The organism is Oryzihumus sp., assembly GCF_054325275.1.
Map to the genome: position 1 here is coordinate 33497 of NZ_JBTCWL010000010.1, position 23106 is coordinate 56602.

Annotated in this window: 23 protein-coding genes and 2 tRNA genes; 18 read left to right on the top strand and 7 right to left on the bottom strand. The window is 70.9% G+C overall.

Annotated features, from left to right (window positions below):
• Nucleotides 1-82: 82 nt before the first annotated feature.
• From ACXVGS_RS04135 to ACXVGS_RS04150, 4 genes are all read left to right on the top strand, one after another.
• A complete protein-coding gene (locus ACXVGS_RS04135) occupies nucleotides 83-643 on the top strand; it encodes a dihydrofolate reductase family protein (protein WP_458528211.1) in 561 nt (186 codons plus the stop codon).
• A complete protein-coding gene (locus ACXVGS_RS04140; protein WP_458528212.1) occupies nucleotides 643-1287 on the top strand; it encodes an ABC transporter ATP-binding protein in 645 nt (214 codons plus the stop codon). The genes ACXVGS_RS04135 and ACXVGS_RS04140 overlap by 1 nt, the downstream gene beginning before the upstream one ends.
• On the top strand, nucleotides 1284-2654 hold the full coding sequence (locus ACXVGS_RS04145; protein ID WP_458536658.1) for a hypothetical protein: 1371 nt from the start codon (nucleotides 1284-1286) through the stop codon (nucleotides 2652-2654). Before ACXVGS_RS04140 ends, ACXVGS_RS04145 begins: the two co-directional genes overlap by 4 nt.
• Before the next feature lie 65 nt (nucleotides 2655-2719).
• The gene (locus tag ACXVGS_RS04150) at nucleotides 2720-3424 is read left to right on the top strand and encodes a VOC family protein (RefSeq protein WP_458528214.1); all 705 of its coding nucleotides are present in this window, start codon (nucleotides 2720-2722) and stop codon (nucleotides 3422-3424) included.
• Between the two features lie 916 nt (nucleotides 3425-4340).
• On the opposite strand, the gene ACXVGS_RS04155 is transcribed toward ACXVGS_RS04150, so the two are convergent.
• Nucleotides 4341-4613 carry a hypothetical protein gene (locus ACXVGS_RS04155; protein WP_458536659.1) on the bottom strand — a complete coding sequence of 91 codons (273 nt, stop codon included), beginning with the start codon at nucleotides 4611-4613 and terminating at the stop codon, nucleotides 4341-4343.
• Nucleotides 4614-4788: 175 nt separating this feature from the next.
• Nucleotides 4789-7185, bottom strand: coding sequence for a LuxR C-terminal-related transcriptional regulator (locus ACXVGS_RS04160; protein ID WP_458536660.1), 2397 nt, complete (start codon nucleotides 7183-7185; stop codon nucleotides 4789-4791).
• 126 nt (nucleotides 7186-7311) lie between these two features.
• Between ACXVGS_RS04160 and ACXVGS_RS04165 the strand changes: the two genes are divergently transcribed.
• Nucleotides 7312-7887: a TIGR03086 family metal-binding protein gene (locus ACXVGS_RS04165; RefSeq protein WP_458528217.1), complete on the top strand. Its 576-nt coding sequence runs from the start codon at nucleotides 7312-7314 to the stop codon at nucleotides 7885-7887.
• Between the two features lie 72 nt (nucleotides 7888-7959).
• Here the strand turns inward: ACXVGS_RS04165 and ACXVGS_RS04170 are convergent, their stop codons facing one another.
• Nucleotides 7960-8355, bottom strand: coding sequence for a VOC family protein (locus ACXVGS_RS04170; protein ID WP_458528218.1), 396 nt, complete (start codon nucleotides 8353-8355; stop codon nucleotides 7960-7962).
• A 982-nt stretch (nucleotides 8356-9337) separates the two neighbouring features.
• On the opposite strand from ACXVGS_RS04170, the gene ACXVGS_RS04175 reads away from it, so the two are divergent.
• From ACXVGS_RS04175 to ACXVGS_RS04205, 7 genes are all read left to right on the top strand, one after another.
• On the top strand, nucleotides 9338-9958 hold the full coding sequence (locus ACXVGS_RS04175; protein WP_458528220.1) for a TasA family protein: 621 nt from the start codon (nucleotides 9338-9340) through the stop codon (nucleotides 9956-9958).
• 93 nt (nucleotides 9959-10051) lie between these two features.
• A complete protein-coding gene (locus ACXVGS_RS04180) occupies nucleotides 10052-10714 on the top strand; it encodes a signal peptidase I (RefSeq protein ID WP_458528221.1) in 663 nt (220 codons plus the stop codon).
• Complete coding sequence (locus tag ACXVGS_RS04185) at nucleotides 10711-11046, top strand: hypothetical protein (protein WP_458528222.1); 336 nt, start codon at nucleotides 10711-10713, stop codon at nucleotides 11044-11046. Before ACXVGS_RS04180 ends, ACXVGS_RS04185 begins: the two co-directional genes overlap by 4 nt.
• A gap of 26 nt (nucleotides 11047-11072) precedes the next feature.
• Nucleotides 11073-11492, top strand: a complete 420-nt coding sequence (locus tag ACXVGS_RS04190) for a hypothetical protein (RefSeq protein ID WP_458528223.1) — start codon at nucleotides 11073-11075, stop codon at nucleotides 11490-11492.
• Between the two features lie 108 nt (nucleotides 11493-11600).
• Nucleotides 11601-12272 (top strand): Type 1 glutamine amidotransferase-like domain-containing protein, encoded by a 672-nt coding sequence (locus tag ACXVGS_RS04195; RefSeq protein WP_458528224.1) that lies wholly within the window; start codon nucleotides 11601-11603, stop codon nucleotides 12270-12272.
• A gap of 221 nt (nucleotides 12273-12493) precedes the next feature.
• Nucleotides 12494-13027, top strand: a complete 534-nt coding sequence (locus ACXVGS_RS04200) for a DUF1062 domain-containing protein (RefSeq protein WP_458536661.1) — start codon at nucleotides 12494-12496, stop codon at nucleotides 13025-13027.
• A 215-nt stretch (nucleotides 13028-13242) separates the two neighbouring features.
• Complete coding sequence (locus ACXVGS_RS04205; protein ID WP_458536662.1) at nucleotides 13243-13689, top strand: YciI family protein; 447 nt, start codon at nucleotides 13243-13245, stop codon at nucleotides 13687-13689.
• A gap of 482 nt (nucleotides 13690-14171) precedes the next feature.
• Here the strand turns inward: ACXVGS_RS04205 and ACXVGS_RS04210 are convergent.
• Nucleotides 14172-14242, bottom strand: a tRNA-Gly gene (locus ACXVGS_RS04210).
• Between the two features lie 114 nt (nucleotides 14243-14356).
• Between ACXVGS_RS04210 and ACXVGS_RS04215 the strand changes: the two genes are divergently transcribed.
• Nucleotides 14357-14430: transfer RNA gene (locus ACXVGS_RS04215), tRNA-Pro, on the top strand.
• A 181-nt stretch (nucleotides 14431-14611) separates the two neighbouring features.
• Nucleotides 14612-15268, top strand: coding sequence for a hemerythrin domain-containing protein (locus ACXVGS_RS04220; protein ID WP_458528227.1), 657 nt, complete (start codon nucleotides 14612-14614; stop codon nucleotides 15266-15268).
• A gap of 45 nt (nucleotides 15269-15313) precedes the next feature.
• Here ACXVGS_RS04220 and ACXVGS_RS04225 read toward each other — a convergent pair whose 3' ends face one another.
• Nucleotides 15314-16726 (bottom strand): dihydrolipoyl dehydrogenase family protein, encoded by a 1413-nt coding sequence (locus tag ACXVGS_RS04225; protein ID WP_458528228.1) that lies wholly within the window; start codon nucleotides 16724-16726, stop codon nucleotides 15314-15316.
• Between the two features lie 193 nt (nucleotides 16727-16919).
• Here ACXVGS_RS04225 and tig point away from each other — a divergent pair, with 193 nt between their 5' ends.
• Entirely contained in the window at nucleotides 16920-18242 is a 1323-nt protein-coding gene (gene tig, locus ACXVGS_RS04230) for a trigger factor (RefSeq protein ID WP_458528229.1), read from the top strand.
• Between the two features lie 110 nt (nucleotides 18243-18352).
• On the opposite strand, the gene ACXVGS_RS04235 is transcribed toward tig, so the two are convergent.
• A complete protein-coding gene (locus tag ACXVGS_RS04235; RefSeq protein ID WP_458531675.1) occupies nucleotides 18353-20020 on the bottom strand; it encodes an ABC transporter permease in 1668 nt (555 codons plus the stop codon).
• On the bottom strand, nucleotides 20017-20961 hold the full coding sequence (locus tag ACXVGS_RS04240; protein WP_458528231.1) for an ATP-binding cassette domain-containing protein: 945 nt from the start codon (nucleotides 20959-20961) through the stop codon (nucleotides 20017-20019). Before ACXVGS_RS04240 ends, ACXVGS_RS04235 begins: the two co-directional genes overlap by 4 nt.
• Nucleotides 20962-21035: 74 nt before the next feature.
• On the opposite strand from ACXVGS_RS04240, the gene ACXVGS_RS04245 reads away from it, so the two are divergent.
• The 3 genes from ACXVGS_RS04245 to ACXVGS_RS04255 all read left to right on the top strand — a co-directional run bounded on the left by ACXVGS_RS04245 (nucleotide 21036) and on the right by ACXVGS_RS04255 (nucleotide 22984).
• Nucleotides 21036-21518, top strand: a complete 483-nt coding sequence (locus ACXVGS_RS04245; RefSeq protein ID WP_458528232.1) for a GbsR/MarR family transcriptional regulator — start codon at nucleotides 21036-21038, stop codon at nucleotides 21516-21518.
• Between the two features lie 167 nt (nucleotides 21519-21685).
• Entirely contained in the window at nucleotides 21686-22264 is a 579-nt protein-coding gene (locus tag ACXVGS_RS04250; RefSeq protein WP_141789822.1) for an ATP-dependent Clp protease proteolytic subunit, read from the top strand.
• A 39-nt stretch (nucleotides 22265-22303) separates the two neighbouring features.
• Nucleotides 22304-22984: an ATP-dependent Clp protease proteolytic subunit gene (locus ACXVGS_RS04255; RefSeq protein WP_458534318.1), complete on the top strand. Its 681-nt coding sequence runs from the start codon at nucleotides 22304-22306 to the stop codon at nucleotides 22982-22984.
• The last annotated feature ends 122 nt before the right edge of the window (nucleotides 22985-23106 follow it).

A 23106-nucleotide genomic window follows, 5' to 3' on the forward strand; every position in this document is an offset into this window, starting at 1 on the left:
TCAGGAGGGCTGACGGGCCAGCGCACTGACGGGGCACCATGGCCCACGACGATGACGTGCTCAACACGGCGGGAGGTCTGACATGGCGAGGCTGGTCTACGCGGCGATCGCTTCCCTCGACGGATACATCGAGGACCTTAGCGGCGAGTTCGGGTGGGCGGCCCCCGATGAGGAGGTGCACGCCTTCGTCAACGACCTCGAGCGGCCCATCGGCACCTATCTGTACGGGCGTCGGATGTACGAGACGATGGTCTACTGGGAGACCGCGGGCACCGGCGAGGATCAACGCGCGGTCTCCCGGGACTTTACGCAGATCTGGCGAGCGGCCGAGAAGATCGTCTACTCGCGAACCCTGCAGGTGCCCTCGAGCGCGCGGACGCGGATCGAGCGCGACTTCGACCCCGCCGCGATCAGGGCGCTCAAGGCGGCCTCGGGCCGCGACATCTCGATCGGCGGTGCACAGCTCGCGGGTGCGGCGATGGCCGCGGGTCTGGTCGACGAGTGCCACCTGTTGCTCAACCCCATCCTCGTCGGTGGCGGCAAGCGCGCGCTGCCGGAAGGCGTTCGCGTCCAGCTCGAGCTCCTGGACGAGCACCGTTTCCGCAGCGGGGTCGTGCACCTGCGCTACGGGTTGCGCGCCTGATGGAGACGCAGCCACCGGTCAAGCTCGTGGCGACCGGCGTGGGCAAGGCCATCGACGGCAGCGTCCTGCTCAGGCCGACCGACCTCGCGGTCAGCTCCGGGGAGTGCGTGGTGCTGCGGGGAGAGAACGGCAGCGGCAAGACGACGATGCTGCGGATCCTCGCCGGGATGGCCACGCCCACGGACGGCAAGGCGACCATCGACGGAACCGTTGCCGATGAACGGGACCCGGCAATGCGTCGTACGGTTGCCGCCCTCCTGGGGGCGCCCACGGCATACCGCGACCTGACCCTGGTCGACCACCTGGTCCTCCTGGAGGCCACCTGGGGTCGGGGGGACGGCGCGGACGCGCGCGCCGATGCCATGCTGAGCGCCCTCGAGATCGACCACCTGGCCGAGCGCTTCCCGCATGAGCTCTCCTCGGGCCAGCAGCAGCTGTTCCACCTCTCGCTGGTGCTCACCCGTCCCGCCCGGGTCCTGCTGCTGGACGAGCCCGAGCAGCGTCTCGACACGCACAAACGCCGCCTCCTCGGCGACCTGCTGATGGCCCGCAAGGAGTCCGGGGCCGCGATGGTGGTCGCCTGCCACGACCCGGACCTGACCGCGCGGATCGCCGACCGGGTGGTCGACATCGTGCCGGCATGAGCCGCGACGGAGACCTGCTGCGGGATGCCCGCCACCTCATCACCGGGGAGCGGGACACCGGCCAGCACAACGTCACCTACGCCATCTACGTCGCGGTCATCGCCGCCGCGAGCTACGGGGTCCCGGCCGCGCAGGCGTTCTTCCGGTTCCTGGACCCACGGTGGCTCGCGGCGCACCTGGCCGGGTATCGCGGCGTCGTCCTCGCCGCCGCGGTCCTGCTGGCGACGGTGGCGTTCGCGTTCCGCGCCGGCCGCGTCCGCGGGCCGGTGGTCCCCGACCTGCCTTACCTGGACCACGTCGCGACCAGCCCGCTGGACCGCGCCGTCGTGCTGCGTCGCTGGTGGCGGGTCGCCCTGCTGGGCTGCACCGTCGGCGGCGTGCTCATCGGCCTCGTGTCGGGCGCCGGGCTGGCGATCGCGGCCCTGGCCGGGCCCGTCATCCTCGGGCCGGGCGTGGCGGCGGGGGCCCTCGTGGGGCTCCTCGTGGCCGGGGCCTGGCTGCACGGGCAGGTGCGGGGGTGGCCCGTCCGCGCGCGCGTCCCGGCGCTGCTCCTTCGTCCCGCGGGGTCGCTGCGGGCGCTGCACCTCAGCGCGCTGCGGACCCAGTCGGTGCGCTCGGTGACCGTCGGCGGGGCGGTGCTCGCCGGTGACCTGCGCGCGGCGCGCCTCGACATCGCGGCGCCCATCACGCGGGGACGCGCGATCCGGCTGCGGGCCCGAGGCCCGGTCAGCACCCTCGTCTGGCGGGACTGGCTCGGGCTGCGCCGGGCTCCCGGTCGGGGCCTGTCGGGGCTGGTGCTCACGGCGGCCGGGGTCTACGGGCTGGTGCACACCGCCACGCCCGGGACGCCGAGCCTGATCACGATGGTCAGCCTGGTCGTGGCCTGGTTCGGTGTCGGCGCCTGGTCCGAAGGCCTGCGGCTGCACGGCGACAACGCCGGCACCCCACCGCTGCTCGGCCTCAGCCCCATGGCCGAGGCGCGGGCCCATCTCGTGGTGCCCGGCGCGCTGGCCGTCCTCACCGTCTGCGGGGTGGGCCTGGCGACGGCACTGTCGACGCGGGGGTCCTTCCTGGGCGTGCTCTGGGCTCTCCTCCTGCTGGGACTGCTCATGGCGGGACAGGTGATGGCCGCGTACCGGGGGCTTCCCCCGATCGGGGTCTTCTCCCCGCGCGCGGGGATGCCGGCCATGGTGGCCTGGCAGAGCGTCCCGCTGGTCGTGCCGGTGGTCTGCGGGACCGCCGCCACGGCGGCGCTGACCTCGCCGCAACCGGTCAACGGGCTCCTCGTGCTGGCGTTCACGACGTGGCTCGTCGCGCTCTACGCCCGGCGACGGGTGCGGTTGCTCTTCGACGCCCACCGAGGCTGAGCGGCCCCAGTCGCGTTCCCGGCCGGAGGGTTGCCTTGCCGTTGGCCCACCCCTAGCGTGCGGGCATGTCCTTGCGGCTGCTGGCGGTGACCTTCGATGCACTCGAGCCAGCTCGTGTGGCGCAGTTCTGGGCCGGTCTGCTCGGCCGAGAGGTCGTGGAGGACGCCGAGGGTGCGCTTCTGCCCGGGCACGGCATGCAGCTCGGCCTTCAGTTCGTCCCGAGCCTCGCGGAGAAGGTGGGACCGAACCGCATGCACCTCCACCTGACCAGCGCCCGCTCCGGGGACCAGCAGCAGACCGTGGCGACGGCGCTGCGGCTCGGCGCCGGCCACCTCGACGTGGGGCAGCGCCCCGAGGAGGGCCACATCGTCCTGGCCGACCCCGAAGGCAACGAGTTCTGCGTGATCGAGGCGGGCAACTCCTACCTCGCCGGGTGCGGCTTCCTCGGGGAGATCGCCTGCGACGGCACCCGGGAGGTCGGGCTGTTCTGGAGCGAGGCGCTGGGCTGGCCGCTGGTGTGGGACCAGGACCAGGAGACCGCGATCCAGTCCCCGCACGGCGGCACCAAGGTCGCGTGGGGAGGCCCGCCCGTTGCCCCGCTCATCCAGAGGAACCGGCAGCGCTTCAACCTCGCCCTGGCCGGTGGTGACCCGGAAGGGGAGGTCGAGCGTCTGGTCCGTCTCGGAGCCACTCGGCTCGACGGTGGCGTGGCCGGCGGCACTGTGCTTGCTGACCCGGACGGCAACGAGTTCTGCGTCCACGCCGGGTGACCCTGGCGCCCGCGTTCGAGCGGTCCGCGGTGTGTGGGACGGGAGGGGCTCGTCCCGTGCGGTCGGAGGCCGAATGCCCCGCCGCGGACGAGGATCAGCAGCCCGATACCGATCAGCACCACGGCCTGCCGATGCCCGCTACACCGAGGTTCGACTGTCCCGGGTCGGGGAACTGGCCCTCGTCGCCGAACGCGGAGAAGTCGGCCCGGTCCCGAGAGCAGCGGCTGGACCGGGATCCGGGTGTGTGCGACCTGGCCAGGGACGCTGACCTCGCTCAGGCCGAAGCATGGATCCGCTCCGTATGGCCGGTCACCATCGAGGTCGACAGCCTGCTGCCTGCGCCGATGCGACAGCTCCTGGCCGTCTGGGACCGGGGCGACGGCTCCGGGCTCGGCGGGCTCGGTGCCCTTCTGTAGCGCGACCGCCACCGTCTTCGCCTCGCCCTGGCATCCGCCCCGGCAGCTGCCCCGGTCCACCTCTGACCACGACCAGGGTTACGTATCCCTCGGTCGGTGGAAGCTGGATGACAACGTGGACCGGCTGGTGTCCTCGGGCGAGATCAATGAGGACATCCTGTACTACGCACAGTCAGCGGACGGAAAGGTGCAGTGGTCGAGCGGGTACAACTCGATTTGGGTCAATGATCACGCGCCGTTCCGGATCTGTCAGGGTGCGCCAAGTAGCGTCACGTGGCGGAAGGTTGGCACGCTCATGGTCCTCATGGACATTCGGCGCCAGTACTCCCGAATCAACCTGATTCCTGCCGGTTCCCACTGACCAGATCGCTTCGCATCCGCCGTTGGCGTGGCGAACGAGTCAAGGGAGACCCCCGCGCTGTAGCCGCGAGGGTCTCCCCGGTGCGGTGGCGTCCCGCATGCGGGTCGGCGGGCCGGGCGCGCGCCCGGCCCCGTGCGTGTCAGGCGCTGAAGGTCCCGAGGTAGTGGCCGAGGGAGGGCCGACCCAGGTGGCCGGCCTCCTGCAGGATCCCTGGGGTCTCCGGGTCGGTGGCGAACGCCATCCAACCGTCCTCATCCCAGTCGAAGACGGCCCACACCCGGTCCTCCTCGATCGGGTCGCGGTAGACCGTGGAGCCCTTCGAGCCGTGCGATCCACGCTTGTCGGCGCCCTTCGTGCCGTAGACCTCGAGGAAGCGCTCGACGTCCTTCACCTTCGTCGTCGCCAGGATCATCGTCGTTCTCCTTCATCTGCGGGTCCTGATCGGATCCCTTGGTGTTCCAGCGCTTTCGGCTGGCTTGACGAGAATCCTCCGCCGCCTGCGACGTCCCCACATGAGGAGATCTCCTCATCTCGGGTCCCCATCCCGCCGCGGTCCCGGCGACCTCGAACCCCCTGGCCGGGCCCACTCACCCGGCGTCGGTCTCAGTGGCACGGACGACGACCTCACGGTCAAGTGCCCAGCGGGTGGCCGCAGCACGGTTGGTGACGCCGAGCTTGGTGTAGATGTGCTGGATGTGGTTGTCGGCGGTCTTCGCCGAGATGAACAGCTGTTCAGAGATCTCGCGGGTGGTCGCCCCGTCGGCGATGAGCCGCAGGACCTGTGTCTCGCGAGCCGTCAGACGGTCGACCCCGCTGCCGTGCTGGCTGGTTGCTGTGAGAGCGCGCTGGGCGAGGCCGATCTGGTGGAGCGCGTAGGCGGCAGCTTCGTGGAGGTCCATCGCGCCACCGACGGCGGCGAAGCGCGCCGACGCCTCGTCGCCGAGCTGGGCGTCGAGCCGCTCGCCGAGATCGGCGAGGGTGGGCACGTGATGGACGCTGGCCGGTTCGTTGGCCATCGCGCCGAGCAGGGTGCGCGCGATGCCGGGACGGTCGAGCCGCTCGAACAGGGCCGGCAGGCTGGCCAGCGTGATGACTAGTTGCGCGACGGCGCCGGAGCGCAGAAAGGCCCCGATCGACGTGCCGAAGAGGGTCAGCGCCGTCTCCAGCTGGCCGTCCGAGGTGTGCAGGAGGGCGGCGTCACGGGCCAGGAAGCCCTCGAAGAACCGCACGTCGTGCTCGCCGAGCTGGGCGACGCCCTCGTCCCAGGTCTCCAGCGCGCGCTGCGGGTCCGCCTTCGACCAGGCCAGCCCGACGATCCAGAGCGTGTAGACCATCCAGAAGGGGTTGCCCAGCTGGCGGGCCGCCGCCACCGCAGACCCGGTGAGCTCCAGCGCCTCCTCGACCCGGCCGGCCGACTGCAGGCCGTCGATGTACGCCGCAATCCCGTACGCCCGCCCCGCGCCTGGCAGTGCCGCGACGTCCCGGGTCAGCTCGATGTAGCGGTCCAGGTTCCCGGAGTAGACCTGGCCGAGCGCCTCGATGAACGTCGCGTAGCCGGGATCGCAGGACTCGTAGCCCGGCCGGCCCTCGAGCTCGGTCGCCCGGTGGGCGTTCCCGGTCGCGACCGCGGCGCGTCCGACGAAGCACGCGTACCCCGCCGCGGCGTAGAGCCGGGGGAGCCGCGGGACGTCGGCCCGGGCCGCCGCTTCGAGCAGGGACTCGGCCCACCCGAGGGTTTCGAACAGCTCCACCGAGAACCCCATGAGGGCGGCGTGCGCGGCGATATCGGTGGCGACCTGGGCGTGACCGCGACCGACGCTCCATCGGAGCCCCGACCGCAGGTTCGCCAGCTCCGTGGTCACCCAGTCGACCTGAGTCCGCCACGCGGGACTGTTCCACTCCTCCCACCGCCGGGCCGCCTCCCCGGCGAAGTGCGCAGCGTGCCGATCGCGAGCCGCCTCGCGCTCGCCGGCCACCACCAGCCGCTCGTCGGCGAAGGCGCGAATCGTCTCGAACAGGCTGTATCGCGTCCGTGCGGATCCGTGGTGGGCCCTCACCAACGACTTGCGCACCAGCGAGTCCAGGAGCCGCAGCACCTCGATGTCGTCGCCCGACACTGCGACAGCGCACAGTGCTGACAGGTCGAACCCTCCTGCGAAGACCGACGCCTGGCGCAGGGCTGCGCGCTCCTCGTGGTTGAGCAGGTCGTAGGACCAGGCCATCGCGTGCCGCAACGTCGCCTGGCGGTCGGGCGCGAGCTCGGGCCCGGTCAGCAGCCGGAACCGGTCACCGAGCCGGTCCCGCACCTCGACTGCGCTCATCGCCGCCATTCGCGCCGCGGCCAGCTCGATCCCGAGGGGCAGCCCGTCGAGCGTCTGGCAGATCTCGACCACCGCGTCCGCGGTCTGCGCGTCGAAGATCCCGAACTCTGGCCGGACAGCGCGGGCACGCTCCAGGAACAGGGCCACCGCCTCGGACGTCATGCCACCGGCCACGGCCAGTGGCGACACGGGCACGAGTGCTTCGCCCGGCGCTCGCAGGTGCTCCCGGGAGGTCGCCAGGATCCGGGGGACCTCGGAGCGGGCGAGGATCACCCCGATCGCCTCGGCAGCCGCCGCGAGGACGTGCTCGCAGTTGTCGACCAGGATCAGCAGCCGGCGTCCGGCGACAGCCTCGGCGACCGTGTCGATGACGCGGGCATCACCCTGCGGGGTGATGCCCAGGGCGGTGGCGATGGCGTCCGGGACCGCGTCGGCGTTGCCCACCGGGGCCAGCTCGACCAGCCAGATGCCGTCAGGGAACTCGTCGGCAAGCTCCGCGCCGACCGCGAGGGCGAGTCGGGTCTTGCCGGCGCCTCCCACGCCGGTGAGGGTGACGAGCTGCCGAGAGCGGACCAGCGCGGCCAGTTCGCGTAGCGTCCCGGTGCGCCCGACGAGGGCGGTCGTGGTGCGCGGCAGGTTGCCGTGCCTGGCCTCCAGGCTCACCGATTCAGTCTGACACCGACGCCGCCGAGGGCGCGGGGCCCGGTCGTCTGTGCATCACCCTTTCCGGGGGGTTCGCCCGGCCGCCGCGTCCCGCTAGCCTGACCGAGCCGATCCGGGAGGCGCGCGATGGACCATCTGACGCTGCTGGCCTATGCCGAGGACGAGCTGAACCGGGTGGTTGCCGGGCTCGACGAGACAGAGATGGACGTCGTCACCAACTGCCCGCCCTGGACGATCCGCCGCCTGGCGAGCCATGCCTTGAAGAACCAGTTGTTCTGGGCAGGCAGTGTCACCGGTCAGAGCCTCATGGCACAGGACGAGGCGATGGCCGCGGTGCCCTACGAGGGCGACCTGGCGCCGATCGCCTCCGAGGTCACCGCGCTGGCTCTGCGGTTGTGGCGCAGCGATGGAGTGCTGACCGCGGACCACGACACGCCCTTCGGTGTGCTGCCTGGTGCGGTCGTCCTGGACTTCGCGGTCATCGATGCTGCTGCGCATGCCTGGGACCTGTCGGCGAGCCTGCGGCGCCCGATCGAGTTCCCCCCGGCGTCCGTCCCGGCCTTGACAGACGTCGTCACCCTCACCTGCACCGACCACGCCATCGAGCTCGGTCTGGTCAAGCCGCCGACGGTGTCGCCCGTCGACGCCACCGCCACCGAGCGACTCATGGCCGCCGCGGGTCGCACGATCACCCGACCGTGAGGCTGCTACTCAGGCCGGTGCGCTCGCCGCTCGAGTCTCGGCGGCCACGGCGGCGCGGGTTCGGTCGCCCGCTCAGGCGACGCGCTTCTCGCTGATCAGCTGGACGAGGTTGCCGCACGAGTCGTCGAAGACGGCCACGACCGCCGAGCCGATGTCGGTCGGTGCCTGGGTGAAGGTGACCCCCAGACCGACGAGGCGGTAATGCTCGGCCGCGACGTCGTCGACGGCGAACTGGGCCACGGGGATACCGTCCTTCACGAGGGCCTCGCGGTAGGGCCCGACGGCAGGGTGGTCGGAAGGTTCCAGCAGCAGCTGCGGACCATCCGGGTCCTCGGGGGAGACCACGGTGAGCCAGAAGTTGTCCCCGAGGGGGATGTCGTGGCGGACCGTGAAGCCGAGGACCCCGGTGTAGAACTCGAGGGCGGCCCGCTGGTCGTCGACGTAGACGCTGGTGAGGCGGATCTTCATGAGGGGTCCTCTCGGTGTCCCGGCAGTCGCCACCGATCGGCGATATCTGTCACGCCGAGCCGGCTTTGGTCGTCGAGCGCCCGGTGGCCGTCGGTCATGTCGAGACCATAGGCAGGCGCTACGTGCGTGTCACTCGTGTTCCGCGCGGCGGTTGCGTGTCGTCCGCGGACCAACCCCGCCGAGTGATGGAGCATGATTGGCATGCGTAGGGGGCGACGCCGACACGGCGGTGGACTCGTGCACGGTCGACGCTCGGGGCGTGCGCGGCTGGACCTGACCGGCCTGTCACCGGAGATCCGAGGGGTGGTCGAGTCGCTCATCGACGACGGCGAGGTCGACATCACGCGATCTGGTGCGCCGGTGGGCACCCTGGCTTTCACGTCGACGGTCCTCGACGGGTCCTGCCGCCGGATCCTCCCGGCAGGACGGGCCAGGGACCGCAGCGGGAGGGAGTCATGGTCGTCCCGACCACCATGCTCATGTCCGACGCGGCACGCCGACGGCTCAGCGACGCGTTCGGCCCCGACTACCTGGTCCTGGACTTCCTGGATGTGCGGGCGCGCACGTCTATCTGCCGCCGCGGCCGGTGGAGCAGGTCGCCGAGAACGTCCGCGGTTACCTCGCCGCCCAGGCTCGCCCGGAACTCGGGTCTCCCGGAGCGGCCGGGCCTGAGCTGGGGACGGGTGCGGGCGCTCTGTAGTCAGCCGCAGGCACAGCCTCTGGCCTGATGGCGTGCGGGGGCCGGAAGCACGGCCGCGCACACGGCCACGTCGGGTCGAGCTCGAGGACATGCATCGGTCCTGGTCGGGAAGGCGCGCTGCGGCCCAGTGCCTTGAGGGTTTCTTGAGGGTTTCCCCGGGATCTTCGGCAGTCCTTGAGCCTTTTCCGGCTGGGGGTTGAGTTCTGCCCTGCAGTGTTCTGGTCGCGGGACAACACGGTCCTGGGGGGGCGACTGCCTCCTTGACGCGGTTCGGAGACTCTCATGCGACTCAGCCTCAACAGCACCGGCGGGAAGGTCCTCGCCTCCACCGTCGTCCTCGGGGCTGCCGCCACGGTCGCGGGCCTGGGCACGTTCGGTTCGTTCACCTCCACCACCAGTGCGAGCCAGTCCGTCTCCTCGGGCACGGTGGCCATCGCCCTCGGCGCCGGAGGCGCAGCGAACCGGCTCTCGGTCGCGGCCACCGGTCTGGTCCCCGGCGACACCGTGCAGAGGGCAGTGCAGCTGTCCAACGCGGCCGGCAACCAGGCCCTGGCGAACATCACGTTGACCACCAGCGCGACGACCACCAGCAAGCTGGACACCGACGCAACCAACGGCCTCCAGATGCTGGTAGAGAGGTGCTCGACCGCCTGGACCGAGAGCGGAAGCGCCCCCGGGTACTCCTACACCTGCGGCGGCACCAAGACCACCGTCCTGGCCCAGCGCGCGGTCATCGGATCCACCATGGCGCTGAGCAACCTTGCTGCGGTGAACCCGAACAACATCGACAACCTCGTGGTGACCCTGAGTCTGCCCGCCGCGGCCGACAACACCTTCCAGAACCTGTCCAGCGTCATCCAGCTCAGCTTCACCGGCACCCAGCGCGCCGGCACCAACCAGTAGCCCCCACGAACGCGTGGCGTCTGCAGTGCCCACTGTGGGCGCCACCCCGGCCGGACCGGCCACCACTCACGAGACACGGAAGGAAGGCACCTCATGACCCAGTTGACGTTCCCCCAGCCGTCACGGGTCCAGGTGCGCGCCCACGCCTCGTCGGCCGGTTCCCCCCGGACGCGGACCGCCCCCGCGCGCGCAGGACGCCCCCTCCTCGCAGCGCGCCGGGCGGTCCGCCTCCTGGGCAACCTGCTCCTCATCGCTGTCCTGGCCCTGTTCGCCGGGCTGGCCGTCGGACCACACCTGTTTGGATACCGAACCATGACCATGCTGACGGGCAGCATGGCCCCGGGGATCAACCCCGGTGACGTCACCGTGGCCGTGCCGGAGCCGACCAGCCGGCTCGCCGTCGGGCAGATCATCAGCTACCACATCCCGGTCGACGACCATCGCGTCGTCAGCCACCGAGTCGTCTCGGTCAAGGCCGAGCCGGACGGCAGTGTGCAGATCCAGACCAAGGGCGATCACAACTCCGGCCGGGACCCGTGGACCGCAGTGATCGTCGACCGGCAGGTATGGCGGGTGGTCGCCGTCGTACCCCACCTCGGCACCGTCATCCAGACCCTGCGCGGGCCCGCCCTGCGCATCGCCTTCGTGTACGTCGGCCCGGCGCTGCTGGCGCTGATGGTCTTGTTGAGCATCTGGTCAAAGCCCAGTCCCGGCCGGGGCCGGCACCGGGCGCCGCGCACGGCGCGTCGAGCATGACCTCCTGGCTCGACCCGCAACCGGCCGGTGACGGCGCTCCGTCCCGCCAGAGCCGGTTGCACGACCTGCTCACCAGGCAGCTGAGCGGCCTTGCTGAGCTCATAGACACGGGGCAGGTGCGTGCCGCAGTCGAGTCGTTGACGAACCTGCGCGCCGTCGCCGCGCTGATGGGACAGCGCCAGCTCGACAGCGACCTGAGCCACGTCCAGCTGCAGCTGAGTCATCTGGACCTGCCTGCGGCACAGACCACCCTGGCCAACCTGCAAGAGCGCGCACTCAGCGATGCGCTGTCGCGCCCGGCCACACCGAATCCTCTAGCCACGACGGCATAGCCTGACCCAGATCACAGGGGGACGAGATGACGACGAGACGGGCACGCCTGGCCCTCGTCGCCGTCGTCTCTGCCGCGTGCCTGAGGGTGGGCACGGCCGCTGCGTTCAGTGCCTTCAGCAGCACCACCTCCGGCAGCCAATCAGTCAGCAGCTACACAATCACCCCGGCCGCGCGCCTTGCGGCCAGCTGCAACCACATCGCCGGGACGACCTACCAGGTCGCGCTGACCTGGACTTCCAGCAGCGACCCCAAGGGCACGGGATACGACCTCAAGGTCTTGGGCGACACCACTGACACGGTCACGAACTTCGCCGCCCCTCTGACGGCTCACAGCGGCACCTACCCCAATGTGGCACACAAGGGCTCATACACCTTCACCCTTCTGACGCGCACGAACTTCGGATGGGTCGGGCTCAATGGTCCAACCGCCACGGCATCCTGCTGACCCCGGGAGGATGGCCTCTTCTCGGACGTGCGCTCTCGGCCCGACAGCTGTGGCCTGCGCGGTCGCGAGTCGGTAGCGTCGGCCCCACCTGAGACGTGGGGGGACATCATGAAGCTCTTGCTCACTTCCGGCGGGGTCACGAACACGAGCATCCGTGATGCGCTGGTCGACCTGCTGGGCAAGCCGATCGCCGACTCCAGCGCCCTGTGCATCCCCACAGCGCAATGGGGCCATCCGATGTGCGGGCCGGGCGTCAAAGCCTGGCAGTTCATCAGCGGGAACTCCGAGAACCCCATGGTCGACCTGGGCTGGAAGTCTGTCGGGGTGCTGGAGCTCACCGCGCTGCCCAGCATCGACGAAGAGCGCTGGGTGCCGCTGGTCCGGGAGACCGATGTCCTGCTCGCGGCGGGCGGCGACGCCCTTTACCTGTGCCACTGGATGCGCCAGTCGGGGCTGGCCGACCTGCTTCCGTCGCTGTCCGAGACGGTGTGGGTGGGGCTGAGCGCCGGGAGCATGGTGATGACCCCGCGGATCGGCGAGGACTTTGTCCAGTGGAGGCCGCCGACCGGAGACGACAGCACGTTGGGCGTCGTGGACTTCTCGATCTGTCCGCACCTGGCTCAGGAGGGCATGCCGGGCAACTCCATCGCCGAGGCCGAGAGCTGGGCGGCCGACATCGCGGGACCGGCGTACGCCATGGACGACCAGACGGCCATCAAGGTGACCGACGGCAAGATCGAGGTCATCTCCGAGGGGCACTGGAAGCTGCTTTCCCCCTAAACCCCTGACCGGCGGCCTTGCGATCTGCGTAAACCGTTGGAGCCGCATTTCAGTGTGCCGTTAGCGTGCTCCCGCCACCGTCGCCGTGCCGAGGACCTGCCGTTGTACACCCAGTGAGAACTCTCGAGCGCTGATTCGTCGCGCGTCGCGCATCTGCGCCGCGCTCCTTTTCGCTGCGAACTTCTCACTGGAACCGGTGTATTTCTGTGCCCAATATCTGGGTGGTCGTGCCCACCTGCCTGCCCGTCATTCTCCGCTCTTGCCACTCATGCGCCTCCCAGCGTTTCCGGGCCAGCGGCAAATTCCGCGTCAACGCAAACCACAAGCTCCTCGACGCGTGGCTCCTCGCGCGCTGCACCGATTGCGGGGAGACCACCAAGCTCACTGTCCAGGAGCGGATGCACGTGCGCTCCATACGACCTGAGCTGCTGGACCGTCTGCACCAGAACGACCCTGGCCTGACAGCCGAGCTGCTCCAGGATCCGGTCGTGCGGCGCCGCAATCGCATCGCCCTCGACTGGGACAACGCGTGGCGCCTCGACACCGGCGGATCGGATCACCTGAAGGACGAGGCGATCGACATCTCCGTCCGCTTTGCGGCGCCCATCCCTGTTCGGCCGGTGCGACTGATCGCTGACGGTTTCGGCCTTTCGCGAGCCGAGGTCGAGAGACTCGTCACTGAGGGGAATCTCGTATCGGCAGTCCGCCTGAACGGCAAGCGCTGCAGCGATTTCACCTTCACGCACAAGCGCTGAGCCCTCCCGCGGCAAGGGCCAGTCCGGCAAGATCCGCCGGAGTGGCCCTTGCGACACGCCCCGCATCCCAGGGCTTCGCTGGGAGGCGCCGTTCCGAGGCGGGATTCCCTTTCGCGGGGGTGCCGAGCCGGCGCCGCCGGCAGGGTGCGCTGGGGCTTCTGCTAGCCGGCCGCCTGCGGGCCTCCGTCGTCGCAGCGCCTGAGACATTTCGGCCGGTGGCTTGTCGGATCCGGAGCGACGCGTTCGTCGTAAGGGTGAAGAGGCGGTCAAGGAAGGCCGCTGGGACGAGGAGTGATGAGATGCCGAGGTACCTGATCTCGTTCGAGAAGGGCGCGATGGACCACGTCACCCAGGAGGAGATCCCTGAGGTGGGCAGGGCCGCCCACGCGGTGTGCCAGGAGGCCAAGGATGCCGGCGTGTTCGTCTTCGCCGGCGGGCTGGGCTACGACGACGGCGACGTGGAGCACGCCGTGGTGGCGACCGACGGGATGGTCGCCGACGGCCCCTACCCGGAGAACAGGGAGCTCATCGGCGGCGTGGCGATCGTCGACGTACCCACCCGGGAGGCTGCGCTGGAGTGGGCCGCGAAGTTCGCGGTCGCCTGCCGGTGTGCCCAAGACCTCCGCAAGTTCATGGACGATCCGGACGCGATCACGGCTTAGAGCCAGGAAGCAGGCCGCCGAAAGAATGGGTTCCTCTCTCCTCGGGCTGGGCAGGCGCCCATGGGATGCCGTACTTGCCGTCAGTGACCGCTCGCGCGGCCTGACATCGCCTCGCGCGCTGCCTTGAGGCCGGGCAGCCTCGCCCCGAGGGGCCGGGCGACATGGCGAGGCATGGTGACCTTCTTCGTACTTCGGGCGTCACGAACGCGAGCATCCGCGATGCGCTGGTCGACCTGCCGGGCAAGCCGATCGCCGACTCCAGTGCCCGGTGCATCCCTACGGGGCGATGGGGCCATCCGATGTGTGGGCCGGGCTCGCCAAGGGACTTCGTCGTCTGAGCCGGATGGAGCGCCGGCTCGGCGCGCCGGGGCCCGGCACCGGTTGACCAGTTACCCATGGGTGCTCCACGGGCTGAAATCGGCCCCGGCAACAGAGAAGCCGCAGGTCGGGATTGAACTCCTGACCTGCGGCTTTTCGTGCGGAGCGGGTGACGGGAATCGAACCCGCATGACCAGCTTGGAAGGCTGGGGCTCTGCCATTGAGCTACACCCGCGCGACACCGCCGTCGAGGGCGGGGTTGCGGGGCGTTAGCCTAATGCCCGCTGTCGCACGTTCCGAAATCCGACCCCGTGACGGGGTGTCGAGTGGGGGTCACGGCCGCAGCACACGGGGTATGGCGCAGCTTGGTAGCGCGTCCGCTTTGGGAGCGGAAGGCCGCCGGTTCGAATCCGGCTACCCCGACCCTGCCCGTCTTGTCCTTCTCGTTGCGCCACAGGCGATTTCGCCAAACGCCCACGCCGCGCCACCGCACCGTCCTAGGCTTCGAAGCACCCGGGGTGCTCCCGGGTGGCGGGGCAGACACGCGGGGGGCGACACCAGCACACCACCGGCTGCTCGGTCGTCGACGCTGCAAGGGGTGCCCATGTCCGAGACGGTTGCCGAGGCCCGGCCCGACACCAGCGAAGCGGTTGCCCTCCACCAGGTCTTCCGCGACGCGCTCGAGTCGGCCTCCGACCTCGTGGCTGGTGCGGTGGTCGAGCGTCCCGAGGCGCAGGAGGCGGTGGCCGGCTACTACGGCAACGTCCTGGCCTTCCTGCGCGCCCACCACGAGGCCGAGGACGCGGCCCTGTGGCCTCGGCTGCGCGAGCGGTGCCCCGACGAGGCGATGGTGCAGGCGGTCGTCGCTGAGCACGAGGCCCTCGACGGCACGCTGACCCGCGCCGAGCATGCCCTGGTGCAGTTCTCCACCGAGCCGACCCCGCAGTGGGGCGGCCACCTCGTCGGCGCGCTGCTCACCCTCCAGTTCGAGCTCGAGGCACTGGTTGGCACCCAGGAGCGCGAGATCCTGCCCCTGGCCGCCGAGCACCTCAGCGTCGAAGAGTGGGCCGAGATCACCCCGCTCGCCTTCGCGGCCTTCGGCGGCGACCGTCCCTGGCTCGTGCTCGGGCTCGTCCTGGACGCCTCGACCGAGGCGCAGGCCGCGTCGCTGCTCGAGCGCCTGCCCGAGGACGTCCGTGCCGCCTGGCAGGGCGAGGACCAGGCCCTCTACGAGACCTTCCTGGCCGAGCTGCGCGGCTGAGACGGGGTATGCCGGCCGCGCACCTCGCGGCCGTGCCCCCGAGCCTCACAGGCCGTAGTGCTCCAGCAGCCGCAGCCAGATCTCGCTCATCGTCGGGAACGAGGGCACCACGTGCCACAGCCGCTCCAGCGGCACCTCCCCGACGACCGCGATACCGGCGGCGTGGACCATCTCGGCGGTGTCCTGCCCCACGAACGTCGCCCCGACCACCACCCGGCGGCCCTCGTCGACCACGATCTGGGCGTAGCCCTCGTACTCGTCCGCCTGCAGCCCGGCGCCGGACGCCGCGCGCATCTTGACGTTGACCACCCGCACGTCCATCCCGCGCTCGCGGGCGGCGGCCTCGGTCAGGCCCACCGAGCTCACCTCGGGGTCGGTGAACACGACCTGCGGCGCCCCGAGGTGGTCCGCCCAGGCGCGCATGCCCGGCCCGTCGGTGGCCCGGCCGGCGCCGCGCGCGGCGATGATGTCGCCGGCCACACGGGCCTGGTACTTGCCCATGTGGGTCAGCAGGTTGCGCCCGGTGACGTCGCCGACGGCATACAGCCAGTCACCCGGCACGGAGGTGACCCGCATGGAGTCGTCGACCACGACGTAGCCGGACTCGTCGACCTCGGCGCCGACGACCTCCAGCCCGAGGTCGGCGGTGTTGGGCGTGCGGCCCATCGCCACCATGACCTCGTCGCCGGCGACGGTGCTGCCGTCCGAGAGGGTGACGGTCGCCTCGCCGCCGGGCTCGGGTCGCGACACCGCCGTGACCGACACCCCCAGTCGCACATCGACCCCCTCACGCGCCAGGGCTGCCGCGACGAGCGAGGAGGCGAACGGCTCCGCGCGCCCGAGCAGCCGCGCCCCACGCTCGACCAGCGTCACCCGTGACCCGAGGGCGCAGTAGATCTGCGCGGTCTCGCAGGCGACCACGCCGCCGCCGAGGATGACGAGGCGCTCCGGGACGGTGGAGGAGGTCGTCGCCTCGATGTTGGTCCACGGCTTGGCGTCGCGCAGCCCGGGCAGGTCGGGCACGGCGGGGGAGGTGCCGGTGGCCACCACGACCGCGGCGCCGGCCCGGTACGTCGTGCCGTCGACCTCGACGAGGCGCTCGCCGACCAGCCGTGCGGTGCCCCGGACCAGGGCGATCCCGACCGACTCCAGCCAGCCCACGGCGCCGCTGTCGTCGAGGTCGGAGATCCAGTAGTCCCGCCGCGCCATCACCTCGGCGGGGACGAGGTGGGCCCCGGCGACCCCGCGCACCCGCTGCGCCGCGTGGGCGGCGTGCACCGGCCGCAGCATCGCCTTGGTCGGGGTGCACGCGTAGAAGCTGCACTCGCCCCCGACGAGCCGGCGCTCGACGACCATGACCTTCAGCCCGCTGCGCCCGGCCCGGTCGGCGGCGTTCTCGCCCACCGCGCCGGCGCCGACCACGATCACGTCGAAGGACTCGTCCACCGCATCGCTCATGACCTGACGCTAGCCCTGGTAGGCCGTGCCGTCGCCCCGGACCGCAGGACCGGCCACGCGGCCGGTCGCCCCGACTGCGGCGGCGACTCCGGCGGAGCGCATTTCGGTCCATCCGGCGCGTGTGGATACCATGACCTGTCCTCTCGGCTCCGGGCCGAGCCTTCCTGATGCCCACACCTTGGAGTAACCCGCAGTGAAGAGTGCCGTCGAGACCCTCAACCCGACCCGGGTCAAGCTGACCGTCGAGGTCCCCTTCGAGGAGCTCAAGCCGAGCCTCGATGCGGCTTACAAGACGATCGCGTCGCAGATCTCCGTGCCCGGCTTCCGCCAGGGCAAGGTCCCGGCGCGGATCATCGACCAGCGCGTCGGCCGTGGCGCCGTGCTCCAGGAGGCCGTCAACGACGCGCTGCCGAAGTTCTACGGCCAGGCCGTCGAGGAGAACAAGGTCCGCCCGCTCGGTCAGCCCGAGCTCGACGTGACCGAGGTCCCGGCCGAGGACGGCCAGGAGCTGAAGTTCACCATCGAGGTCGACGTCCGCCCCGAGATCACCCTGCCCGACTACGAGGGCCTGGCCATCGAGGTCGACGAGGTCGCGGCGAGCGACGAGGACGTCGAGGAGCGCCTGACCTCCCTGCGCCAGCGCTTCGGCACCCTGACCGGTGTCGACCGTGAGGCCCAGACCGGTGACTTCGTCTCCATCGACCTCACCGCCAAGATCGGCGACGAGGAGATCGACGCCGTCAAGGGCATCTCCTACGAGATCGGCACCGGCAACATGCTCGACGGCCTCGACGAGGCCCTGGTCGGCATGAAGGCCGAGGAGACCAAGACCTTCACCGCCCCGCTCGCCGGTGGCGACCGTGAGGGTGAGGACGCCGAGATCACCGTGACCGTGCAGTCGGTCAAGGAGCGCGTCCTGCCCGAGCTCGACGACGACTTCGCCCAGCTCGCCTCGGAGTTCGACACCCTCGAGGAGCTCAAGGCCGACGTGACCGCCCAGGCCGAGCGCGCCAAGAAGTTCGAGCAGGGCGTCCAGGCCCGCGACAAGGTCCTCGAGCACCTGCTCGACAACACCGAGATCCCGGTGCCCGACGCCCTCGTCGAGGCCGAGGTCCACAGCCACCTCGAGAACGAGAACCGCCTCGAGGACGACGAGCACCGCGCCGAGGTGCAGGAGAGCGCCCGCAAGGCCTTGCGCGCCCAGTTCCTGCTCGACGCCATCGTCGAGAAGGAGGAGGTCAGCGTCGGTCAGCCCGAGCTGATCGAGTACCTCGTCATGTCCGCGTCGCAGTACGGCATGGACCCCAACGAGTTCGCCAAGGCCGTTGACGAGGCCGGCCAGATCCCGGCCATGGTCGCCGAGGTCGCGCGCCGCAAGGCCCTGGCCACGGTCCTGGAGAAGGCCGCCGTCAAGGACACCGCCGGCAACGACGTCGACCTCAACGAGCTCAACGTCGAGCTGGCCGACACCACCGGCGAGGCGATCGAGGACCACGAGGGCCACGACCACGCCTGAGCCGGCGCCGGTCGCCTGACCGACACCGCACCACCGCGTATGCCGCGGCCGGGACTCCCGGTCGCGGCATACGTGCGTCCGGGGCCGGCCTGCGCGGGGGAGGGGAGCGCTCAGTCCAGGTCGCGCCGGCGGAAGGCCTCCAGCCCGAGCACGACCAGCGCGACCCCGACCACGGTCAGCCACGCCAGCGGGGTCGCGGTGAAGGCGCCCCCGGGCAGCCGTGGGGTGTGTGCGAACGGGGAGACGTCCATGACCCGCTGGTCCAGCTGGAACAGCGGGCCCAGCTCGCCGACGAGCAGGAACCCCACGAGCAGCGCCCACGAGGCAGCGACCAGGCGCGGCACCAGGCCGAAGGCGGCCACGGCGATGCCGATCATCACCAGCACCGAGGGCAGCTGGGCCAGTGCAGCTCCGAGGAGCCGTCCGACCTGGTCGTAGTCGTTGAGGGTGCTTGCGGCGGACAGGCCCATCGTCAGCCCGACGACGAAGAGCAGCCAGACCGAGCCGAGCGCTGCCACCGTCACGTGGCTCAGCGCCCAGCGGCGCCGTCCGGTGGCCGTTGCGAGCAGCGGCTCGGCGTGCAGGGCCGTCTCCTCTGCCCGCAGGCGCAGCACCGACTGGATGCCGAAGACGGCGGTGATGATGGCAACGACGCTGAGCTCGGTGCCGAAGAACGCATCCAGCAAGCCGGCGTGCCCCCCGAGTTTGGTGATCATGTCCCGTGCCCCGGGCGTGTCCAGGAAGGACTGCACGCTGTTGGCCAGGCTCCCGACGATCAGCCCCATCACGGCGAAGCCGGCCGTCCACGACAGGAGCACCGCGCGCTGCAGCCGGATCGCGAGCCCGAACGGGCTGGCCAGCCAGCGCGTCGCCTCCGCCCTGCCGCCCCGGTCGGCCAGCAGGCCCGCGCCGAGGTCGCGGCGACCCACGAGGGCGTAGGCCCCGGCGGTGGCCAGCGCGGTGAACAGCGCACCGACGAGGAAGACCCACCAGCGCACCCCGGCGAAGGGGCGGACCTGCTGGGCCCAGCCGACCGGGGAGAGCCAGGACGCCCAGCGCGGTCCGTGCGCGTCGGAGACGTCGCCCACGGCGCGCAGCAGGTAGGTCGCTCCGAGGACGGCGGCGGTCAGCCCGGTCGCGCCCCGGGGGCTGGTCGTCAGCTGGGCCATGACCGCGGCGACGGCAGCGAAGGACACCCCGGTGAGCGCCCAGGACAGGCCGAACGCCAGCGACCCGCTGACCGGCAGCCCGGCGGCGACCAGGCTCAGGCCGGTCAGCACCCCGAGCGTGACGGCGGTGCCGCAGGTGACCGCGAGGGCGGCGGTCAGCGGGGCCACCCGTCCGACGACGCCGGCACCGATCAGCTCGAGGCGTCCGGCTTCCTCCTCGGCACGGGTGTGTCGCACCAGCAGGATCATGGTCAGCACCGCGACCAGGGCGGCGCCCAGCGCGTTGACCTTGAACAGGGCCACGGCGCCGGCGGAGCTGATGTCGAGCACCTTGCCGTAGAGCGCGACCATCGCCGGGTTGCCGTTGATCGTGACGCCGATCTGGCGGCGGGAGACGATGTCGGGGTAGAGCGTCAGCGTGCTGGAGGCGGTGCTGCCGGCCAGCACGACGAAGACCGCCAGCCACACCGGGATCAGCACCCGGTCGCGGCGCAGGGCGAGGCGCACCAGCGGCCAGGTCCCGGTGAACGCACGTGCCCGGGCCGGGGCCGGCGCAGGCCGGGCGGCCCTGAGGGTGCCCGTCGCGCCGGTCGAGGTGCCGGTGCTCATCGGGTGACACCGGAGGCGGTCGGGACGTGGTTGCCGTTCGCGGCCAGCTCGTCGCTGTAGTGCCGCAGGAACAGCTCCTCCAGGGTCGGCGGCTGGCTCACCAGGCTGCGGATGCCGGCCTGGGACAGGCGGCGCAGGACGGGGTCGAGCTGGTCGGAGTCGACCTGGCCGGCCACCTTCGCACCGTCGGCGTGGCGCTCGACCACGAGGTCATGCAGCCCGGGCAACGCCTCCAGTCCCTCCGGAAGGGTCGCGACCTCCGCGGTCACCGACGTGCGGGTCAGGTGGCGCAGCTCGGCCAGCGTGCCGGTCTCGGCGGTGCGCCCGTGCCGGATGATGCTCACCCGGTCACACAGCGCCTCGGCCTCGGCCAGGATGTGGCTGGAGAGCAGGACCGTCCGGCCGCGGTCGCGCTCCTCGGCGATGCACTGCCGGAACACCTCCTCCATCAGCGGGTCCAGCCCCGAGGTGGGCTCGTCGAGCAGGAGCAGCTCCACGTCGGAGGCAAGGGCCGCGACGAGGGCGACCTTCTGCCGGTTGCCCTTGGAGTACGCGCGGCCCTTCTTGCCCGGGTCGAGCTCGAAGCGCTCCAGCAGGTCCCGGCGGCGCTGCGGGTCGAGGTTGCCTCGCAGCCGGCCCAGCAGGTCGATGACCTCGCCGCCGGTGAGGGTGGGCCACAGCGAGACGTCGCCGGGCACGTAGGCCAGCCGGCGGTGCAGCGAGGTCACGTCGCGCCAGGGGTCGCCGTCGAGCAGGCGCACCTGTCCCGCGTCGGCCCGCAGCAGCCCGAGCAACACGCGAAGGGTGGTGGTCTTGCCGGACCCGTTGGGGCCGAGGAACCCGTGCACCTCGCCCCGCCGCACCGACAGGTCCAGCCCGTCCAGCGCCCTGGTGCTGCTGAAGGACTTGACCAGCCCCGAGACCTCTATCGCCAGATCCATGTCTGCGACGCTACTCTGCGTTCATAAATCTGTGAAGGTTCGAAATCTCAAGGTTCCATCCGGGAGGTGTGCCCGTGACGCAGGGCCAGGACGTGCGGCTGAGCCAGTTCGTCGAGGACTTCGCCTCGACCCTGGTGACCGCCGGCGTGCCACGCATGCCCTCGCGGGTGTTCAGCGCGCTGCTGGTCAGCGACTCCGGGCGGCTCACCGCCGCCGAGCTCTCGGAGCGGCTGCAGGTCAGTGCCGCGGCGGTCTCCGGTGCGATCCAGTACCTCGAGACGGTGCACCTGGTCCGGCGCACCCGCGAGCCAGGCTCGCGCCGCGACCAGTACGTCGTCGAGCATGATGTCTGGTACCGCGTCACGATGGACCAGGACGCACTGCTCGGCCGATGGGTCGAGCAGCTGGACACCGGCATGGCCCTGGTCGGGCGCGACTCCGAGGTGGGCGCCCGGCTGGCGGAGACCCAGGAGTTCTTCAGCTTCCTGCGTGAGGAGATGACCCACCTCATCGAGCGCTGGGAGCAGCGCAAGCGGCTGCGCAGCACCGCCTCCTGACCGCGGGGGTTGTGCGCTCACGGCGAACAGCGTGCCCACACGGGATTCACCGGGCAGGGCCGGGCGTTAGGGTCATCGCAAGGATCGAGAGAACCCGCACCACCCGCGCTACAGATGGAGACACGGTGAGCCACAGCAGCGAGGTCGTCGCCGCAGCCAACGGTCAGATGGCCGGCCTGGACGACCACATCTACAACCGTCTGCTCAAGGAGCGGATCATCTTCCTCGGCTCCGAGGTGCGCGACGACAACGCCAACGCGATCTGCGCGCAGCTCCTCCTGCTGGCCGCCGAGGACCCCGAGGCCGACATCTGGCTCTACATCAACAGCCCCGGCGGCTCGGTGACCGCCGGCATGGCCATCTTCGACACCATGCAGTGGGTGCCCAACGACGTGGCCACCGTCGCGATGGGCCTGGCGGCCAGCATGGGCCAGTTCCTGCTCAGTGCCGGCGCCCGCGGCAAGCGCTTCGCCACCCCGCACGCCCGCGTGATGATGCACCAGCCCTCCGGCGGCATCGGCGGCACCGCCTCGGACATCAAGATCCAGGCCGAGCAGATGCTGCACATCAAGAAGCAGATGGCCGGCCTCATCGCCGAGCACACCGGCCAGTCCGTCGACCAGATCGAGAAGGACTCCGACCGCGACCGCTGGTTCACCGCGGAGGAGGCCAAGGACTACGGCTTCGTCGACCACGTCTACACCCACGCCGGCCAGGCGCCGGGTGGCGGCGGCACCGCGAACTGACCTCCCGCCATACCGACGCCTGATATTGGAGCAACAGCAATGACCCAGAACCCGTATGGCGGCCTCCACGTCCCGCAGATGGGCAGCGGCCTGAACGTCCCCGGCCCGAGCAGCCGCTACATCCTGCCGCAGTTCGAGGAGCGCACCTCCTACGGTATGAAGCGGCTCGACCCCTACACCAAGCTCTTCGAGGACCGCATCATCTTCCTCGGCGTGCAGGTCGACGACGCCTCGGCCGACGACATCATGGCGCAGCTGGTCGTCCTGGAGTCCCAGGACCCTGACCGCGACATCATCATGTACATCAACAGCCCCGGCGGCTCGTTCACGGCGCTGACGGCGATCTACGACACCATGCAGTACATCCGCCCCGACATCCAGACGTTCGTGCTGGGCCAGGCCGCCTCGGCCGCGGCGGTGCTGCTGGCGGCCGGCGCCCCCGGCAAGCGCTACGCCCTGCCCAACGCGCGCGTCCTGATCCACCAGCCGGCGATGGCCGGCGGTGACTACGGCCAGGCCAGCGACATCGAGATCCAGGCCAACGAGGTGCTGCGCATGCGCACCTGGCTGGAGGAGACGCTGGCCAAGCACACCGGCCGCAGCGTCGAGCAGATCGAGACCGACATCGAGCGCGACAAGATCCTCACCGCCGACATGGCCAAGGAGTACGGCATCGTCGACGAGGTCCTCGCCAGCCGCAAGGCCTCGTTGCAGGCCTGAGCGACGCCCACCGGGACGCCATGACGGTCCCCGGCCCCCGGCAGGTATGCCGCGGGGCCGGGGACCGTTCGCGTCCGCCCCGTCGCTGGTGGTCGGGGTCCGGGCAGGTGGGTGGGCGCGCG

Coding starts and splice junctions, on each gene's coding strand:
- ACXVGS_RS04135 (WP_458528211.1), top strand. CDS start 83: ATGGCGAGGCTGGTCTACGCGGCGATCGCTTCCCTCGACGGATACATC.
- ACXVGS_RS04140 (WP_458528212.1), top strand. CDS start 643: ATGGAGACGCAGCCACCGGTCAAGCTCGTGGCGACCGGCGTGGGCAAG.
- ACXVGS_RS04145 (WP_458536658.1), top strand. CDS start 1,284: ATGAGCCGCGACGGAGACCTGCTGCGGGATGCCCGCCACCTCATCACC.
- ACXVGS_RS04150 (WP_458528214.1), top strand. CDS start 2,720: ATGTCCTTGCGGCTGCTGGCGGTGACCTTCGATGCACTCGAGCCAGCT.
- ACXVGS_RS04155 (WP_458536659.1), bottom strand. CDS start 4,613: ATGATCCTGGCGACGACGAAGGTGAAGGACGTCGAGCGCTTCCTCGAG.
- ACXVGS_RS04165 (WP_458528217.1), top strand. CDS start 7,312: ATGGACCATCTGACGCTGCTGGCCTATGCCGAGGACGAGCTGAACCGG.
- ACXVGS_RS04170 (WP_458528218.1), bottom strand. CDS start 8,355: ATGAAGATCCGCCTCACCAGCGTCTACGTCGACGACCAGCGGGCCGCC.
- ACXVGS_RS04175 (WP_458528220.1), top strand. CDS start 9,338: ATGCGACTCAGCCTCAACAGCACCGGCGGGAAGGTCCTCGCCTCCACC.
- ACXVGS_RS04180 (WP_458528221.1), top strand. CDS start 10,052: ATGACCCAGTTGACGTTCCCCCAGCCGTCACGGGTCCAGGTGCGCGCC.
- ACXVGS_RS04185 (WP_458528222.1), top strand. CDS start 10,711: ATGACCTCCTGGCTCGACCCGCAACCGGCCGGTGACGGCGCTCCGTCC.
- ACXVGS_RS04190 (WP_458528223.1), top strand. CDS start 11,073: ATGACGACGAGACGGGCACGCCTGGCCCTCGTCGCCGTCGTCTCTGCC.
- ACXVGS_RS04195 (WP_458528224.1), top strand. CDS start 11,601: ATGAAGCTCTTGCTCACTTCCGGCGGGGTCACGAACACGAGCATCCGT.
- ACXVGS_RS04220 (WP_458528227.1), top strand. CDS start 14,612: ATGTCCGAGACGGTTGCCGAGGCCCGGCCCGACACCAGCGAAGCGGTT.
- ACXVGS_RS04225 (WP_458528228.1), bottom strand. CDS start 16,726: ATGAGCGATGCGGTGGACGAGTCCTTCGACGTGATCGTGGTCGGCGCC.
- ACXVGS_RS04235 (WP_458531675.1), bottom strand. CDS start 20,020: ATGAGCACCGGCACCTCGACCGGCGCGACGGGCACCCTCAGGGCCGCC.
- ACXVGS_RS04240 (WP_458528231.1), bottom strand. CDS start 20,961: ATGGATCTGGCGATAGAGGTCTCGGGGCTGGTCAAGTCCTTCAGCAGC.
- ACXVGS_RS04250 (WP_141789822.1), top strand. CDS start 21,686: ATGGCCGGCCTGGACGACCACATCTACAACCGTCTGCTCAAGGAGCGG.
- ACXVGS_RS04255 (WP_458534318.1), top strand. CDS start 22,304: ATGACCCAGAACCCGTATGGCGGCCTCCACGTCCCGCAGATGGGCAGC.